The organism is Pseudomonas sp. TSRC2-2, assembly GCF_049897785.1.
Lineage (GTDB): Bacteria > Pseudomonadota > Gammaproteobacteria > Pseudomonadales > Pseudomonadaceae > Aquipseudomonas.
The window spans coordinates 66026-83949 of the sequence record NZ_JAFCWZ010000001.1; the positions used below are offsets into that span (position 1 = coordinate 66026).

At 61.3% G+C, this 17924-nt stretch carries 15 protein-coding genes; 6 read left to right on the forward strand and 9 right to left on the reverse strand.

Going from position 1 to position 17924, the window contains the following annotated elements; genetic code table 11:
- Nucleotides 1-13: 13 nt before the first annotated feature.
- Nucleotides 14-1627: an EAL domain-containing protein gene (locus ACP7D9_RS00340; protein ID WP_426154963.1), complete on the forward strand. Its 1614-nt coding sequence runs from the start codon at nt 14-16 to the stop codon at nt 1625-1627.
- On the opposite strand, the gene ACP7D9_RS00345 is transcribed toward ACP7D9_RS00340, so the two are convergent.
- Both ACP7D9_RS00345 and algB read right to left on the reverse strand, forming a co-directional pair.
- A complete protein-coding gene (locus ACP7D9_RS00345) occupies nt 1624-3414 on the reverse strand; it encodes an ATP-binding protein (RefSeq protein WP_397479852.1) in 1791 nt (596 codons plus the stop codon). The two genes, ACP7D9_RS00340 and ACP7D9_RS00345, sit on opposite strands and share 4 nt — an antisense overlap.
- Nucleotides 3415-3424: 10 nt before the next feature.
- Nucleotides 3425-4771 carry a sigma-54-dependent response regulator transcription factor AlgB gene (gene algB / locus ACP7D9_RS00350; RefSeq protein ID WP_039757147.1) on the reverse strand — a complete coding sequence of 449 codons (1347 nt, stop codon included), beginning with the start codon at nt 4769-4771 and terminating at the stop codon, nt 3425-3427.
- Nucleotides 4772-5199: 428 nt separating this feature from the next.
- Between algB and ACP7D9_RS00355 the strand changes: the two genes are divergently transcribed.
- The 5 genes from ACP7D9_RS00355 to ACP7D9_RS00375 all read left to right on the forward strand — a co-directional run bounded on the left by ACP7D9_RS00355 (nt 5200) and on the right by ACP7D9_RS00375 (nt 9690).
- On the forward strand, nt 5200-5484 hold the full coding sequence (locus ACP7D9_RS00355; RefSeq protein ID WP_329516833.1) for a hypothetical protein: 285 nt from the start codon (nt 5200-5202) through the stop codon (nt 5482-5484).
- A gap of 74 nt (nt 5485-5558) precedes the next feature.
- Entirely contained in the window at nt 5559-5723 is a 165-nt protein-coding gene (locus ACP7D9_RS00360; protein ID WP_003177151.1) for a DUF1328 domain-containing protein, read from the forward strand.
- Between the two features lie 2 nt (nt 5724-5725).
- On the forward strand, nt 5726-6190 hold the full coding sequence (locus ACP7D9_RS00365; RefSeq protein WP_016772356.1) for an inhibitor of vertebrate lysozyme family protein: 465 nt from the start codon (nt 5726-5728) through the stop codon (nt 6188-6190).
- Between the two features lie 711 nt (nt 6191-6901).
- Entirely contained in the window at nt 6902-8233 is a 1332-nt protein-coding gene (gene gltP, locus ACP7D9_RS00370; RefSeq protein ID WP_426154967.1) for a glutamate/aspartate:proton symporter GltP, read from the forward strand.
- Between the two features lie 227 nt (nt 8234-8460).
- Complete coding sequence (locus ACP7D9_RS00375) at nt 8461-9690, forward strand: nucleoside recognition domain-containing protein (protein ID WP_426154969.1); 1230 nt, start codon at nt 8461-8463, stop codon at nt 9688-9690.
- A gap of 114 nt (nt 9691-9804) precedes the next feature.
- Here ACP7D9_RS00375 and ACP7D9_RS00380 read toward each other — a convergent pair whose 3' ends face one another.
- The 7 genes from ACP7D9_RS00380 to ACP7D9_RS00410 form a co-directional block, all read right to left on the reverse strand.
- Entirely contained in the window at nt 9805-10431 is a 627-nt protein-coding gene (locus ACP7D9_RS00380) for an ABC-type transport auxiliary lipoprotein family protein (RefSeq protein WP_426154971.1), read from the reverse strand.
- On the reverse strand, nt 10428-11366 hold the full coding sequence (locus ACP7D9_RS00385; protein WP_426154973.1) for an MlaD family protein: 939 nt from the start codon (nt 11364-11366) through the stop codon (nt 10428-10430). Before ACP7D9_RS00385 ends, ACP7D9_RS00380 begins: the two co-directional genes overlap by 4 nt.
- Nucleotide 11367: 1 nt before the next feature.
- The gene (locus tag ACP7D9_RS00390) at nt 11368-12171 is read right to left on the reverse strand and encodes an ABC transporter ATP-binding protein (RefSeq protein ID WP_426154975.1); all 804 of its coding nucleotides are present in this window, start codon (nt 12169-12171) and stop codon (nt 11368-11370) included.
- Complete coding sequence (locus ACP7D9_RS00395; RefSeq protein ID WP_426154977.1) at nt 12168-13316, reverse strand: MlaE family lipid ABC transporter permease subunit; 1149 nt, start codon at nt 13314-13316, stop codon at nt 12168-12170. The genes ACP7D9_RS00390 and ACP7D9_RS00395 overlap by 4 nt, the downstream gene beginning before the upstream one ends.
- Before the next feature lie 54 nt (nt 13317-13370).
- Entirely contained in the window at nt 13371-14399 is a 1029-nt protein-coding gene (locus tag ACP7D9_RS00400; protein WP_426154979.1) for a DUF5924 family protein, read from the reverse strand.
- A 189-nt stretch (nt 14400-14588) separates the two neighbouring features.
- Complete coding sequence (locus ACP7D9_RS00405) at nt 14589-15980, reverse strand: M16 family metallopeptidase (protein WP_426154981.1); 1392 nt, start codon at nt 15978-15980, stop codon at nt 14589-14591.
- A 107-nt stretch (nt 15981-16087) separates the two neighbouring features.
- Complete coding sequence (locus tag ACP7D9_RS00410) at nt 16088-17746, reverse strand: Na/Pi cotransporter family protein (RefSeq protein ID WP_101159685.1); 1659 nt, start codon at nt 17744-17746, stop codon at nt 16088-16090.
- Between the last annotated feature and the right edge of the window lie 178 nt (nt 17747-17924).

Here is a 17924-nt window from a genome sequence, read left to right on the forward strand (position 1 = left end):
CGGAAATCCCTTGATGGCTGCGACCCGAGAGACGCTGCGTAGCTGGTTTTATCGCCCTGTTTTTTTGGCGATGATTGCGGCTGTCCTCAGTGCCAGTCTGTTGATTGCCGGCGGCATGTTCGCGGCGATGCGCCAGATGGAAATGCGCGAGAGTCAGGAGATGAACGCCCAGGGCGAGCGCTTTCTCGCCCGTCTCGAACAATTGTTCGGCCAGTTGCGCGAAAGCCTCGACGATCTCGAAGCCCAGCCCTTGCGCGGCTGCGACGAAGAAATGATCGCGACGTTGCAGCAAGTCACCTTCAACTACCGCTTCGTCTATGAAGCCGCATATATGGACGCCTCGCGGTTCTGCTCCAATCGCCCGCATCAGGAAGGCCTGTCATTGAATCGCGCGCCGGACATCCAGGGCCCGACCTACAGTTATTGGCTGAACACCACGACCGAACCGGATGAAAACCGCGCGGCGCTGATGCTCGGCCGCGGCAATTTTCGCGTCGCCACCTCACGCGGGCATTTGACCGACATGGTCGATCTGTCGCCCGGCAGCAGCCTGCTGGTGGTGCTCAACCACGGCACTCGTGCCATCCCGGTGCTGGGCACTGAACAGGCCTGGCCACCGACCGAACCCTGGCCACCGAAAAGCCGTGATGCCCTGCAAGTGACGCAGACGCGGCTGATCTACCGCATGCCCACCAATAACCCGGAATATCAGCTGGTGCTCATTACGCCGCGCACTGGCATGCATGTCCCGGCAGTGTGGTGGTGGTTGTTGCCGGTGTGCCTGATTGCCGGGGCCATCGTCGGTTTCCTGACCTTCCTGCTGGTGCGCCAGCGCCAGTCCCTGGATGCCGAACTGCACGGGGCGATCCGCCGGGGCGAACTGCAGGTGCTGTATCAACCGATCTTCGACCTCGACAGCCGCAACTGCGTTGGCGCCGAAGCCTTGCTGCGCTGGCGGCGCCCGGACGGCACGCTGACCAGCCCCGACCTGTTCATTCCGATGGCCGAGAACACCGGACAAATCCGCCAGATGACCGACTTCGTGCTGCAGCGCCTGCTTGAGCAGTTGGGCCAGTTACTGCGCGCCAATCCGCAGCTGTACATCTCGGTGAACCTCGCTGCCTGCGATGTCATGGTGCCGCGCATCGGCCAGGTGATGGCGCGCCTGCTGGCGCTGCACCGTGTCGCCGCGCGGCAGATTGCCTTCGAAGTCACTGAACGCGGCCTCATCGATGTGGTGGTGGCGAGGGAAAATCTGCAAGCGCTGCGCGATGTCGGCCATCAAGTGCTGATCGATGATTTCGGCACGGGCTATTGCAGCCTCGCCTACCTGCAGACCCTGCCGGTGGACTGCCTGAAGATCGACAAGGCCTTTATCGATGCGCTGGGCCATGACGCGGCGAGCAGCGGCGTCGCGCCGCACATCATTCACATGGCGCAGGCGCTGGATCTGAAAGTGATTGCCGAAGGCATCGAGCTGGAATCCCAAGCGACATTGCTCAGCAGTGAAGGCGTCAAATTTGGACAGGGCTGGTTGTTCGCCCATGCGCTGAGCGCCGTGCAATTCATCGAACTGATCACTCGCGGCAGACGCCTCGCCGGACGGCGTATGGACGACGAAGCTTAAACCGCCAGCGCCATGTAGAACTGCGTGCCCTGCCCCGGCCGCGAATAAACACCCATGCGCCCGCCGTGCAACTGGACGATTTCCTTGCACAGCGCCAGCCCGAGACCGGCGCCGCCCTTCTTGCGTCCGACCTGCACGAACGGCTCGAAGATCCGCCCCTGCTGGCCGTAGGCAATGCCTTCGCCATTGTCTTCGACGCTGATGATCACCCGCTCGCCATGGCGGCGCGCCTGCAGACGGATCTGCCCGTCGCGGGCGGTGTGGCGCAGCGCATTGTCGATGAGGTTGTCGAGGACGCGATCGAGTTGCGCCTGATCCGCCTGCAACCTCGGCAATGGCCCTTGAATCTCGACATTCAGCGCTACACCTTTGGCCGCCGCCGCGTCGGCAAAACGCAGTTGCGCCTGCTCCAGCAAGTCTTCGATGGAGCATGGCGCCAGGGTGAGTTTTTGCAGACCGTTCTGGTAGCGCGAAAAATTGAGCAAGTCGTTGATCAACTGCATCAGGCGCTGCATTTCTTCGTTGACCGTATCCAGCAGGTCAGCCTCGCGCGACTCCGCCGGGAATTTCGCCCGCTCGCGAAACAACCCGAAGGCCATGTGCATGCCCGTCACCGGCGTGCGCAGCTCATGGGAAGCGCGCAAAACAAATTCGCTACGGACCCGCTCGAACGCACGTTGTTCGGTGACATCGTGCAGCACCATGACCGCGCCGAGAATATGTCCCTGGGTGTGGCTGACCGGCGTCAGGCTGTAGGTCAGCAGACGCGACTCGCCATCGACTTCGATGCTGAGATCTTCCGGCGCCCGTTCCAGCGTGCCGCCGCGCAGGACCAATTGCAGTTGTGCATCCAGCTCCGGACGACCGAGTGCAGTGCCCAGGCCCTGGCCGAGTCGGTCGTCTTCCCAGCCCAACTGGCGCTGAGCCACCGGGTTGAGGTGTTCGAGCTGGCCCTGGCGATCAATCATCAACAAACCGTCGTCGATACTGTCGAGCACCGCTTGCAAGCGCTGCTGACCGGCCAACAGTTCGTCGACATTCATCGCCTGGTGTTCGCGCAATGCCTCGGCCATCAGGCCGAAGCGCCGCGACAACAGATTCACTTCCATGGCCGTGGAAATCGGCAGGGTCACGTCATAGTTGCCCTGGCCGATGTTGTCGGCAGCTTTGGCCAGCGCTTCGATAGGCGCGCCGAAACGTCGGGCGATGCCTTGAGCGGTGACGAAACCGATGATCAGTACCGCCAGCCCGACCAGGCCAAGCAGCCCGGCAATCAGCAAGGCGCGTTCGCGGGCAGCGTGCTGGACCGCGTTGATGGTTTCCAGCGCGTGTTTGTGCTCAGCGATCAAACCATTACGCAGAATATTGAAGCGCTCGCGGAAATCCGCGCTGGTGCTGGCGTTCCTGGCCGCTTCGGCAGTCACATCGAACGAGGCAAGGAAGTGCAGGTAATCGGCCTTGGCCTGGCGGAAACCGTAAGGCTGGTCATCGCCCTCCTGCTGCTGGGCGATGCCCTGATCGAGCAGCTCGAAATAGTGTTGCTTGGACGCTTCGAACGCAACGGGATCGGGTTTTTCCGCGAGCATGATGATCAATTGATCGCCAAGGGTCTGGCGCAGCTTGAGTCCCAGATCCAGCGTGACGAAATTGCTGCGTACCAGCGCTTCCTGGGACCCGGCCATCTGCATCACGCTGACCAGCCCGAGCAGAAGCCCAAGCAAGGCCACAGTGATCAACGCAGAAATGCTCAGGAACAGGCGCGTACGCAGCTTGATCGCCAGTTTCATCGCGCACTGCTCACAGGTTGTACTGCTTGCGTTTGCGATACAGGGTCGAGGCGTCGATGCCGAGGGTTTTCGCCGCTTGGTCCAAGGTGCCGGCGGTGGCCAGCACCGCGCCAATGTGCGCTTTCTCCAGTTCATCCAGGCTCAGCGCCGCGCCAACCCGTGGCGCGTTGTTGGCCGGTTGTTCGGCCATGCCCAAGTGACTGATTTCTACGCGTTCCTGCGGGCAGATGATGCTGGCCCGCTCGACCACGTTGCGCAGTTCACGAATGTTGCCCGGCCAGCGATAGCCGAGCAGCGCTTCGCGCGCCTCATCGCTGAAGCCGCGCGCCGGGCGTGCGTACTCTTTGACGAAACGTGCGAGGAAGCGATCGGCGAGGGTCAGGATGTCTTCGGCGCGCTCGCGCAATGGCGGCAGGTGCAAAGTGATGACGTTGAGGCGATAGAGCAGGTCTTCACGGAAACGGCCGTCGCGGACCATGTCTTCGAGGTTGAGGTTGGTGGCGGCGAGGATGCGCACATCGGCGCGGCGAGTCACCGGATCGCCAACCCGCTCGTATTCCTTGTCCTGGATGAAGCGCAGCAACTTTGGTTGCAGGGTCAGAGGAAAGTCGCCGATCTCGTCGAGAAACAGCGTACCGCCGTCCGCCTGGTTGACCCGACCCAAGGTGCTTTCACTGGCACCGGTGAACGCGCCACGGCTGTGACCGAACAGCTCGCTTTCCATCAGCTCGGCAGTCAGCGACGGACAGTTGATAGTGACGCAGGACTTCTTCTCGCGTTTGCTCCAGCCGTGGATCGCACGGGCCAATTCGCCTTTACCGGTGCCGGACTCGCCGAGGATCAGAATGTTGGCGTCAGTGCTCGCCACCTGACGGGCCGTCTCCAGCACGACTTTCATCGCCGGGCTGTGGGAGTCGAGCCCGTCTTTTGGTTTGCGGATCTCGCCTTCGAGCGCTTCAAGACGCGCGGAGAGCTGGCGCACTTCCAATTGTTTGGCGGTGGCCAGACGCAATTGGTCGGGGCTGCATGGCTTGACCAGATAGTCGGCGGCACCCGCCTGGATGGCATCAACAGCGGTGTCGACCGCCGAATGGGCGGTGACGATCACCACGCGCATCCACGGCGCCTGTATGCGCATTTGCGCGAGGACGTCGAGACCGTTGTCCTCGCCCAGACGCAAATCGAGGAAGCACAGATCGAAGACCTGACGTTGCAGCAGCGCTTCGGCCTGAGCTGCACTGTTGGCCGTGGCTACCGTATAGCCTTCATCTTCGAGGCAATAACGAAACGTACGCAGGATGGCGGATTCATCGTCCACCAGCAGAATGCGGCCTTGTTGCTCAGTGGCAGATTCCATTTTTCCTACGCTCCATAGTGATTAGTCTTGGGTTAGTCCCGGAAAAATCGGGCAAGTTGCATGGTTGATTCTGAACGATACCAGCCATAGGAGGGTAGCTCTCTACTACCATAACGGCCAATTCATTGATTTCGTTGAGTTTTAAAACATTTTGCGTTTTGCAGGGCAGATCCTGCGTCCTCTTCTGACATCCGCGTACCGGTAGCAATTCCATATCATCGAAATTTCCCACGAAATAATCGTGCATTGCGCACGACCGCAGAAGAGCCATCGTGCAGGATGCGTCGCAGTAAATTTCTCATACGCATACAACCCATTGTTTTTATTGGGTTTTTTAGACTTTAAAAAACTGGCATGCAGACTGCAATACCTCACTCAGCCCGGGCAGAACAGCACTGCCCCAACCGAACAAGCGTGAGGAACACAGGATGACTCGCCCAATCGCCGCCCAAGTACGTATTTCGCCACTGCAGATCCAGCAGGGTCTGTTCGGTGTACTGGCGTTGTTGATCACCCTGATCGTCTGCCAGCAGTACATGAGCTGGGAAAACAGCCGTAAACCCGAGCCTCTGATTTCGATGCAGCACAGCACGCAAAAGCACTTCAGTGCCGTGAGCAGCAGCCAGGCCGAAAACGCTTCGATGCACATGATCGATGTCGACCAGGCGCAACCGCTGGATCAACTGCCTCGCGAAGAACGCTGGGTTTTCTAACCCGCTGAATACATTCGGACGCGCAGCGTCGGAAACCGCAAACACCCCTAAATAGAGAAGTAAGGAGAATCACCATGTTGAGCTGGGCAATTACATTCTTGATCATTGCCATCATCGCCGCCGTTCTGGGCTTCGGTGGTATCGCGGGCACCGCCACGGGTATCGCCAAGATTCTCTTTGTCGTGTTCCTGGTGATGTTCATCGCTTCCTTCTTCTTTGGCCGTCGCGGCCGAGGTTAACGATGATCGGTCTCAAGACATTGGCCGCCGCCCTGCTTCTGGGCGGCAGTGCCATGGCCATGGCGGCCAATGACGGCCAGACCCGGGTCAATGAACTGCTCGCTTCCGACGCGCAGTACCGTGAAACCTGGGAAGGCGTGATCAAAAAGGAAGAGCGCGTACCGGAATGGGTGATCAACCTGTCCGGCACCTCCGAGCAACAGATGCATGCCGTTACGGAAGATGGCGATCAATATCTGGTCGGCCCGCTCTGCGAGAGTCAGGACAAGTGCCTGAATCACCGTTTGATCGTTGCCTTCAGCTTCGACAAGGATGACGCCTACGCCATGCTGGTCGATGTGCCGGAAGGTCTGCCGCAGGACAAGTCGCCGACGCGACATGCGACCTATCGCTTCTTCGGCAAACCTGATCAGGGCATGCAGGATCTGCTGATGGAAACCCTGAAGAAAGATCCGAAGTGGTACTGATGCAGGACGCACAAGGTTTTTGAACACGAAAGCAGCGCCCGCTGCTTTTCATTGCGCCACCCGACGAGGGCGGTGCATGACCAGGGGGCCGGGACGTTCTGACTGATGCAGGGTCGGAGTGACCTACGGGTACAGGGAGTACCTGCGCAAGGGCCGGGTCAGGGTAAAAGCTGCGCCGCAGGTTCGTCGACCCCAGAGTCTGACGAACCTGCGCTGGGCTTTGAACCAGCTCGAATGTTGATCCAGCACGCCAATCCCTTCTGTGAATCGCCCACACTGCGCGCAAAATTGTTTGCGGCGTTTGCGGCGACCGTATATCGACAAAGATCGCGCTCGATCCGTGTGACTTCTAGTCTTGCGATTCAGACTTTTTCCACAAATTTCTGCCGAATTCGCCTGTGAAAAATCCATTCGGCCTACGCTGTAATGGCCGGTTCACGGCGCTTATGCCGGCTTAAATGTCACAATCGAACCGCTTGGGACGCCAGTTTCAATTGAAAAAGCTCATGCCGATTCGGCATAGGGTAGGCGTTTACGGCATTAGACGGCGCCATCTTGCATCGGAATAGTTGCGCCTTTTTTCGCCTGCCGAAGAGCCGTAACTACGCGATTCGGGGCACCTTATACGGAGGCAGATGCACAGACTTTTCCGCTGATCAGCGTTCCAGTTCCTGCATGTGCCTGAGTCAAACGCAAGTAAGGGTAAAGATAATGAAGAAGGCAAAAATCAGCCTCGCCTGGCAGATCCTCATCGGTCTGGTTCTGGGGATTGCACTGGGTGCGTTGCTCAACCACTTCAGCGCCGAGAAGGCCTGGTGGATCAGCAACGTCCTGCAACCGGCAGGCGATATCTTTATCCGTCTGATCAAGATGATCGTGATCCCGATCGTCATTTCCTCATTGATCGTCGGCATCGCTGGCGTCGGGGACGCCAAGAAGCTCGGGCGTATCGGCCTCAAAACCATCATCTACTTCGAAATTGTCACCACCATCGCCATCGTGGTCGGCCTGGTGCTGGCCAACGTGTTCCATCCGGGCACCGGCATCGACATGAGCACCCTGGGCACGGTGGATATCTCCAAGTACCAGGCAACCGCCGCCGAAGTGCAGCATGAGCATGCGTTCATCGAAACCATCCTCAACCTGATCCCGTCGAACATCTTCGCGGCCATGGCCCGCGGTGAAATGCTGCCGATCATCTTCTTCTCCGTACTGTTCGGTCTCGGTCTGTCGAGCCTGCAGTCGGACCTGCGCGAGCCGCTGGTGAAGATGTTCCAGGGCGTCTCGGAAAGCATGTTCAAAGTCACCCACATGATCATGAACTACGCCCCGATCGGCGTATTCGCACTGATCGCGGTGACCGTTGCCAACTTCGGCTTTGCGTCCCTCGTGCCGCTGGCAAAACTGGTGATTCTGGTTTACGTGGCCATCGCTTTCTTCGCCTTCGTGGTGCTGGGCCTGATCGCCAGGCTGTTCGGCTTCTCGGTGCTCAAGCTGATGCGCATCTTCAAGGATGAGCTGGTGCTGGCCTACTCCACCGCCTCCTCGGAAACCGTGCTGCCACGGGTGATCGAGAAGATGGAAGCCTACGGCGCGCCGAAAGCGATCTGCAGCTTCGTGGTGCCAACCGGTTACTCGTTCAACCTCGACGGCTCGACCCTGTATCAGTCGATCGCGGCGATCTTCATTGCCCAGCTCTACGGGATCGACCTGTCCATCAGCCAGCAATTGCTGCTGGTGCTGACCCTGATGGTCACCTCCAAAGGCATCGCCGGCGTACCGGGCGTGTCGTTCGTGGTGCTGCTGGCCACCCTGGGCAGCGTTGGCATCCCGCTGGAAGGCCTGGCGTTCATCGCCGGTGTCGATCGGATCATGGACATGGCACGTACCGCATTGAACGTGATTGGTAACGCCTTGGCGGTGCTGGTCATCGCACGCTGGGAAGGCATGTACGACGACGCCAAGGGCCAGCGCTACTGGAACTCCCTGCCGCACTGGCGCAGCAAGGAAAAACTGCCGGCGGGCGAGACCTTCAAGCAATAAAGTAAAACCTGTGGGAGCGGGCTTGCTCGCGAAGACGTCCTGTCAGAAACGTCATTCGCTGAATGACACACCGCTTTCGCGAGCAAGCCCGCTCCCACACGCGATCTGAGTCAAACCCATGATTTCATTGCCCCATCAATGGGGCACACAAACCCCGGAGCAATCCGGGGTTTGTCGTTTCTGGCGACCCCGTTATCATTCGCCGCATTCTTCGGGGGGTTTGACTGATGCTTAATGGCCTGTGGCTTGGCTTCTTCATCGTGGCAGCCGTGTCGGCACTGGCGCAGTGGCTGGTCGGCGGCAACGCCGGGATCTTCGCGGCGATGGTGGAAAGCATTTTCGCCATGGCCAAGCTCTCGGTCGAAGTCATGGTGCTGCTGTTCGGCACCCTCACCTTATGGCTGGGCTTTCTGCGCATTGCCGAAAAGGCCGGCATCGTCGAGTGGCTGGCCAAGGTCCTCGGCCCGCTGTTTCTGCGGCTGATGCCCGAAGTCCCCGCCGGCCACCCTGCCCTTGGCCTGATCACGCTGAACTTTGCCGCCAACGGTCTGGGCCTGGACAATGCCGCCACGCCGATCGGCCTGAAAGCCATGAAAGCGCTGCAGGAGCTCAATCCCAGCGCCACCATCGCCAGTAACGCGCAGATCCTGTTTCTGGTGCTCAACGCCTCGTCGCTGACCCTGCTGCCCGTGACCATTTTCATGTACCGCGCCCAGCAAGGCGCGCCGGATCCGACGCTGGTGTTCCTGCCGATCCTGCTGGCGACCAGTTGCTCGACCATCGTCGGTTTCCTCTCCGTGGCCTTCATGCAGCGTTTGCGCATCTGGGACCCGGTGGTGCTGGCCTATCTGGTCCCCGGCGCGCTGCTCCTCGGCGGCTTCATGGCCCTGCTCGGCACGCTTTCCGCGACAGCGCTGGCGGGATTGTCGTCGATCCTCGGTAATCTCACGCTGTTCGGCTTGATCATGCTGTTTCTGCTGATCGGTGCGCTGCGCAAGGTCAAGGTCTACGAGGCATTCGTCGAAGGCGCGAAAGAAGGCTTCGATGTGGCGAAGAACCTGCTGCCGTATCTGGTGGCGATGCTTTGCGCAGTGGGTGTATTGCGCGCCTCTGGTGCGCTGGACTTCGGCCTGGACGGCATCCGGCATCTGGTCGAGTGGGCCGGTTGGGACACACGCTTCGTCGATGCGCTGCCGACAGCGATGGTCAAACCGTTTTCCGGCAGCGCCGCGCGGGCGATGCTCATCGAGACCATGCAGACTTCCGGCGTCGACAGCTTCCCGGCGCTGATCGCGGCGACGGTGCAGGGCAGTACCGAAACCACGTTCTACGTGCTGGCGGTGTACTTCGGCGCGGTGGGGATTCAGCGCGCGCGGCACGCGGTGGGATGCGCGTTGCTGGCGGAGTTCGCCGGGGTAGTAGGTGCGATCGCTGTCTGCTACTGGTTCTTTGGCTAAGCAAAAAATTCCATTGTGGGAGCGGGCTTGCTCGCCAAGACGGCGTGTCCGTCACATAGCGTTGCCTGACGCTCCGCCTTCGCGAGCAAGCCCGCTCCCACAGCTTGTAGGGGATCAGCGGGACTGTGGCGCTAATGTCTGGCCTTGCTCGACCGCCCAAGCGACTACTTCGGCCGTAAGCCGATCACTGGCCTGGCCAAACCCGGCGACCACCGCCGGCACCTGCACATCGCTCAACGGCTGGTGTTCTTCAAAACGGCGGCTGGCGAGGATGCGTTGGTCGTACCCGCGCACCAGCAACGCATCGACCCGCACCACAACGCCGGCCTGCGCGCCCTGATATTCGGTCTGAAAGGCCTGCAAACTGCCGCCCAGTTCCAGATCTGCCTGAAAATTGCTGTCGTCCGTGCTCAAGAGCGTCACGCGACCATCCCGCGCAAAACCGTCGAGCAAGCGATTGCGCAGCAGCACCGGCGCCGGATCGCTCCAGCGCGAGCCCTTGTAGCTGCTGATCACATCACCTTGCGGGATCACCGCGATGCTCGGCCGGTTCAGTGCTTCGCTGGCCTGCAACTTATTCAAGCGCAGCGACCAGGACTGCGTCGCCGCCGGGCTGGCCGAGGCGGGCGCTGGCGCGGCGGGCAGGCGATAGACGTCCGAGGGTTCGGACTTGGGCAATATCGAGCACGCGCCGATCAGGGTCAGACCTGCGCCGAGCAGGGCGATTCGAGTCAACGTCATGGGGTGAATTCCTTGTTCTTGTCGCTGCCCAGCAGGTACCCGCTGGGGTTGGCCTCGAGGCGTTGGGAAATGGCGCGCAGCGAGGTCAGCGTCTCGCGCAGTTCGCGAATCGCCGGGGCCAGGCCGTTGAGGCCCTGCATGCCGTTATCCAGCGAATGCTGGTTTTTGCTGAGCAGGCCATTGATGGTCACGCTGCTTTGCTCCAGCGACTTCATCGCCTGCTCGGCGCTGCCCAACGCCTGCTTGCCCTGATCGTTGAGCAAGCCGTTGGCGTTGCGCATCAGCAGCGAGGTCTGTTCGAGCATGCTGCCGGCCTGCTTGCCGACCGTCGCCAGTTGCTGCATGGCTTGTTTGATATCGCCACGCTGGTCGTTGATGGTGCCGGTGGTCTGTTCGAGATGGGCGAGGGTCTTGCTCACGCGCTCGACGTTCTCGGCGGAGAACATGTGATTGGCGTTTTGCAGCAAGGCACTGATGCCGGTCATCAAATCGCTGCTGTCGTTGAGCAGGCGCGAGATAGGCGAGGGCGAGGCGATCAGCGTCGGCAGACTGCCGTCATGGCCGCGCAGTTTCGGGCTCTCGGGCGTGCCGCCGCTGAGCTGGATGATCGAGGTGCCGGTGATGCCGGTCAGCGCCAGTTTGGCCTGGGTGTTTTCCTTGACCGGCGTGTCGCCCGCCAGACGAATCCGCGCCAGCACCCGGCGCGGGTCTTGCGGGTCGAGGCGCAGGCTGACCACGTCGCCGACCTTGATCCCGCTGTACTGCACCGAGCTGCCCTTGGACAGGCCGCTGACCGCCTCGTTGAACACCACTTCGTAATCCTTGAACTCGGTGTCGACACTGGACTTGGCCAGGAACAGACCGAAGAGCAGGGCGCCTGCCACCACGATCACTGTGAACAGGCCGATCAACACATGATGGGCTCGGGTTTCCATGTCAGACCTCGTTGAGCAGTTTGGCGGCGTCCAGCGCCGAGCGGCCACGCGGGCCGTGGAAGTATTCGTGAATCCACGCGTCGTCGGTTTCCGAGACCTCATCAATCGGCCCGGCAACCAGTACCTTTTTCTGCGCCAGCACCGCCACCCGGTCGGTGATGGTGTAGAGCGTGTCGAGGTCGTGGGTCACCAGAAACACGCTGAGGCCGAGCGCATCGCGCAGGGTCAGAATCAACTGATCGAAGGCCGCCGCGCCAATCGGGTCGAGGCCGGCAGTGGGTTCGTCGAGAAACAGGATGTCCGGATCCAGCGCCAGGGCCCGCGCCAGGGCCGCACGCTTGATCATGCCGCCGGACAGCGACGCCGGGTACTTGTCCGCCGCCGACAACGGCAGCCCGGCCAGCGCCAGTTTCACCGCCGCCAGGTGTTCGGCGTCGTGGCGGCTGAGGCCGGCGTGTTCAATCAGGGGCAGGGCGACGTTTTCGGTCACGGTCAGCGACGAGAACAGCGCGCCTTTCTGGAACAGCACACCGAAACGGCGTTCTATCAGCGAGCGTTCATGCTCGGCCAGGTTCGGCAGGTTCTGGCCGAAGACCTTGACCATGCCTTCGCTGGGCCGATTCAGCCCGACGATGCTGCGCAGCAACACCGATTTGCCGGTGCCGGAGCCACCGACCACGGCGAGGATTTCGCCTTTGTACACGTCCAGATCAAGGTTCTCGTGCACGCTCTGCGGGCCGAAGCGATTGCACAGGCCACGGACCTCGATCACCGCCTCCGAGGGCGCGCGGGGTAAACGACTCACCAGCCCATCTCCATGAAAAACAGCGCAGCCACCGCGTCGAGCACGATCACCACGAAAATTGACTGCACCACGCTGGAAGTGGTGTGCGCACCGACCGACTCGGCGCTGCCGCTGACCTTGAAACCTTCCAGACAACCGATCGCCGCGATCAGGAAAGCGAAAATCGGCGCTTTCACCATGCCGACCAGAAAGTGCTGTACACCGATGTCCGATTGCAGCAGCGACAGGAACATCGCCGGCGAGATGTCCAGCGACACCGCGCAGACCACACCGCCGCCAACAATCCCCGAGAGCATCGCCAGAAAGGTCAGCATGGGCAGCGCCACCAGCAGCGCCAGCACCCGTGGCACCACCAGCAGCTCCATCGGGTCGAGACCGAGGGTGCGGATGGCGTCGATTTCTTCGTTGGCTTTCATCGAGCCGATCTGCGCGGTGAACGCGCTGGCGGTGCGCCCGGCCATCAGGATCGCCGTCAGCAACACGGCGAATTCGCGCAGGAACGAGAAGCCGACCAGATCCACGGTAAAAATTGTCGCGCCGAAACTGGCCAGCACCGTGGCGCCGAGAAACGCCACCACCGCGCCGACCAGAAACGTCAGCAGGGCCACGATTGGCGCGGCGTCGAGGCCGGTCTGCTCGATGTGCGCGATCATCGGCGTGATGCGCCAGCGCCTGGGCCGAAACAGGCCACGGGCGATGACTTCGAGAATCAGCCCGACGAAGCCGAGCAGTTGCAGCGTGTCGGTCCAGACCTTGTCCACCGCGCGGCCGATGCGCGTCAGCAGTTGCACGCTGACGCTGACTTCCGGCTCTTTGATCGGCACGCAGAAATCGCTCAGCGAGCGGTACACGGTTTGCAGCAAGGCGCGGTCGGCCGTCGAAAGGGTGCAATCGGGGTGTTCGGCAGACTTGCCCAGCCGTTCGGAACCGAGCAGTTCGACCAGCAACGAGGCGCCGGCGGTGTCGAGAGCGCCGAGGCCGTTCAGGTCGATCGGGGTACTGGCGTCGTATTGACCGTGGAGCTTTTCACTCAGGTGCTTGAGCGCCGTGTAATGGGCCAGCGTCCAGTCGCCGGTGACCCGCAGGCGAGCAGGACTGAGCGCGGTGTCCAGGTGGGCACTGCCGGGGGTTGGGCTGCTGGTCATAAGCTCCGTGCTTGTACGGCCGTTACGAGAGCCTACGTAATAGCACGAACCGGATTACTTTTCTTTGGCCGGTGTGCTGTCCGTAATTGCGAAACGCAGCACGCCGATCAACTGGCCATCCTCGGTCAGCACGCGCACCTGCCATTTGCCCGTCGGGTTACCGGGGAAATTCTGCTTGTGCGTCCACGCCCGGTAGCCTTCCTTGCGCCCGCCGTGAATGTCGAGGGCGATGCGGTCAACCTCTTTGCCGTTGAAGGTCCAGACGTGATAGATCCGCTCATCGAGGCCACGCGGCGCGTTGATCGCGGTGTAGGCGTAGAGCCCGCCGCTGCGGATCTGCTCGGCGCTGACGGTATCGAGGCTGGCGCCGGGGGTGCGATCCTGCAGCTGCGTGCTGATCGCCACATCGGTCATCCACAGCGTCGCCGGCGGCACCCAGGAACGCAGCGCCCAACCGACGCCACCGATGCCGACGGTAATGAACAGAATCGCCAGGGCGTTGCGCACCGTGCGGATCGGGAAGATCGACGCCAGGCTCGGGAACGACAGCAGCACGGCAATCCCCAGCGCCCATTTGAAACTCTGTGCGGTCGTCAGGTGCATGATCACCGGCAATGCGGTGAGCAGGGCGGCAAACAGCGTCAGCGTGTGCAATGCGAGAAATGCCCAGCGCCGTGGCGCCAGCCATTTGTAATACAGCGGATCGACGATCGAGATCAGTGCGGCAATGCCAAGCAGGCCGGTGAAAATCAACTGACCGCTGTTCCAGGTGGTGGTGATGAAGAAGAACGGCAGGACAAAAAACAGGCTTTCCTGATGGATCATCTGCGTCGCGTAGCGCAGCAGCGGCTGGGGGATCTCGCGTTTGAAGATCCGTGTGAACAGCCCGGTCAGGGTGTTTTCCAGCATCAGCCAGATCCAGCTGAGCAGCATGATCACCGTGATCCAGCTGGCCAGCCCCTGTTGGCGATCGACGAGGATGAAACTGCCGACCCCGGAAATGAAACCACCCGCCGCAATGACCCCGGGGTAGCGCTTGATCAGCTCGAGAATGCGCTGGACCAGGAGGGTTAATTTCGACATGTGGGCAATTCACTGCAGGGTAAGGAAATACCCCGACAGAGTAGCGTCCGCCGGGCGTTGTGGCGAGGTTGCGGGTCACATAAATCCACCACATTCCCTGTGGGAGCGGCTTGCTCGCGAATGCGGTGGATCATCCGGCAATGCAGTGACTGACCCGGCGAATTCGCGAGCAAGCCCGCTCCCACAGGGTCAGTGTTCGGCCGGTTTGCGGTGGCGATGCAGACGCCAGCCGATCACGATCAGCAGCAATACGCCGACACCACCGGCGACCAGCCACAACACCTGATCATCACTGATCAAGGGCTTCTCGATCCTGATATACCCCGGCTGCAACAGCAGCTCGCGCATGGCCTTGTTCGCCGCGTCCAGCGTCACCCCTTGCAACTCCCGAGCGGGATTGGCAAAGCGGCCATCCTGATAGTCGGCCAGCGCGCTCCAGTAATAGTCCGCCAGCGCGCTGTTGCCCTGCACGGCCCAGGCCTGATGGGCGATGGCAGCTTGCTTGATGCGGGCGAAGGTGCTCGGGTCAAGGCCGTTTTTCAGCAGGTCGGCCTTAAGGTCCGCCAGCACCTGAATGGCTTCGTCGACGTCATCGCGATCAAGGTCAGCGTTGAGGCTCATAAAGCCGACACCGCCGAACACTTCGCGCTCGGCCCACGGCCCGTACGACAGGCCGTGGTTGAGACGAATCTGCCGATACAGCGCCCAGTCGAGGTAATCCTTGAGAATGTCGAAGGTCTGGTCGTACTGATCGTCAAGCACCGGTTCCGGCACCAGCCAATGCAGCTTGGCGCTGTCGCCGATGAAGCCACGGGTGAGGGTGCGTTCATGGGCGGCGCTGGTGCGAATGTCCGGCAGCGCCCGATGCTCGCTCGGCTCGACCGGCTCCAGCTCACCCCAGGTGCGCTCCAGATAGGCCGGCAGCAGTTTGTCGAGTTCGCCGACGACGATCAGGGTCATGTTGTTCGGCGCGTACCAGGCCTTGCGCACCTTCTCCAATTGCTCCTGGGTAAGATGGCCGACTTCGGCGCGCTGCGGGCATTTCAATCCCAGTTCGACAGCCAGTTGATTGCTCGCGGTATGCCCGAGGTCCTGACGGTCGAGGAAGCGTTGCAGTTTGGTGTAATGGCCGCCGTCCTCACGCTCGACGACCCGTTTCGCCGCGTTGATCGCGTTGTCGTCGATGCGTGTCTGAGTCAACAGCGCGAGGAGCAGGTCGAGTACCTTGCGCTGGTTTTTCGCCGGGGCTTCGATGACGAACGTGGTGTCGGCATTGCTGGTGAACGCATTCCAGTCACCGCCCAGCGCCTGCATGCGCTCCTCCAGACCGCCTTCGCCAGTGGCGTCGATACCGCTGAACAGCAGGTGTTCGAGCAAATGCGGCAGCTCTTTCTCGTCGCAATCGAAATCATCGAGGCCGACGCCGACCACCAGCCGGATTGCCACATGCCCACGCTCAGTGCCGGGCTTGAGCATCAACTGCAAACCGTTGGGCAGCGCATAGCCTTCGACTTGAAAACGATCCAGGGCGAAGGCGGGCAGGGAGCCGAGCAACAGGCAGGCGAACAACAGGCAACGCATAACAGGCTTCCATACGGCTGATTTGGAGATCCGTGTCGTCAGTTGCGACCCCAATCGGCGGTCTCAAGGCTGAACCACTGTAACTGACTGACCGCAGCCTCAGACGTTCAAGGCGAATGCGTAATGTCGGCCATGTCATCCACCGCCAGCGCGCCGGTGTCCGCCGTTTCCAGCACCACATAGGCGCTGCTGCAGAACAGCGAGTTGAGCCGCTTCATGTCGGCAATCAATTCCAGATGCAACGAACTGGTCTCCAGACTCTGCACGATCTTGCGCTGCAAACGGCTGACGTGCGCGTGGGCCAGACGCCGCTCCTGCGCACGAAAACGGCGTTTCTCGCGCAACAACTGCCGCGCGCTTTCGCGGTCGCCACTGAGAAACACCGACAGGCCCAGGCGCAGATTGGCGATCAATTGCTGCTGCAGGCCGGCGAGATCTTCCAGGCCTTCCTCAGAGAACGAACGCCGCTGCGAGGTTTTCTGCTGCTGGATCTTGCGCAGCATGCGCTCGATCAGGTCGGCGGCAAGTTTCAGGTTGATCGCCAGCTCGATGATCTCAGCCCAGCGCCGACTGTCCTGCTCGCCGAGATCCTCGCGGGGCATCTGCGCCAGATAAAGCTTGATCGCGCTGTACAGTGCTTCGACATCGTCGGTCAGGCGGCGCATCTCCTGCGTGACGGCGGTCTGCTTGCCGCGCAGCACATCGAGGGAGGCGTCGAGCATGTTGTCGAGCAGATCGCCCATGCGCAGGGTTTCCCGCGCAGCATTGGCCAGCGCCAGGCTCGGCGTGACCAGTGCCGTCGGGTCGAGATGCCGCGGTTTGGCGGTGCCGTTGACCTCCGGCCGCTCCGGCAGCAACCAGGCACATAGCCGCGCCATCGGCCCGACGCTGGGCAGCAGGATCAGGCAGCGTGCGGTGTTGTAGAGCAGGTGGAAGCCGATGACCATTTCCTGGGGGCTGAAATCGAGGCTGTCGATCCAGTGCACCAGCGGGTCGAGCACCGGGATGATCAGCAGCAGACCGATCAGTTTGTACAACAGGCTGCCCAGCGCCACTTGCCGGCCGGCGGCATTCTGCATGCTGGTGCTCATGAAGGCGAGAATGCCGCTGCCGATGTTCGCGCCGATCACCAGACCGATCGCCACCGGCAGGCTGATCACCGCAGCGCCGGCCAGCGTGGCGGTCAGCAGCACGGCAGCGAGGCTGGAGTAGGAAATCATCGCGAACAGCGCGCCGACCAGGGCGTCGAGGAGGATGTCGCCGGTCAGCGAGGCGAAAATCACTTTCACCCCTTGGGCGTGAGTAATCGGCGCGGCGGCTTCAACGATCAACTGCAGAGCGAGGATGATCAGCCCCAGCCCGATCGACACCCGGCCCATCTGCCCGAGCCGCGTCTGTTTACGTGAGAGAAAGAAAATCACCCCGAGGAAGATCAGCAGCGGCGACAGCCACGACAGGTCAAACGTCAGCACCCGCGCCATCAACGCGGTACCGACATCGGCACCCAGCATGGTCGCCAGCGCCGGGGTCAGCGCCATCAGGCCCTGGCCGACAAACGAGGTGACCAGCATCGCCGTGGCGTTGCTGCTCTGCACCATCGCGGTGACGAGAATACCGGCGATGAACGCCAGCCATTTCTTCGACATGTTCTGGCCGATGACATGTCGCAAATTGGTGCCGTAAACCCGCAGGATGCCGGTTCGGACGATGTGCGTGCCCCAGATCAGCAGGGCAACGGCGGACAACAAATTGAGCAGGGTGAGCATGCAGACCCCCTGTAGTAGCAGCGCCCCAGAGGGGCAAGTGGACGGCACCGCGCGGTTTCTACGTTTTTGATACTTAAGCTGTAGTTGGCTAACGGTCTGGGCGCCAGCATTGCACAGCTAAAGAACGGAATGAAACAAAACTGTCATGAAAGCCGCTGTATCCGGCCCCGGAATTCGA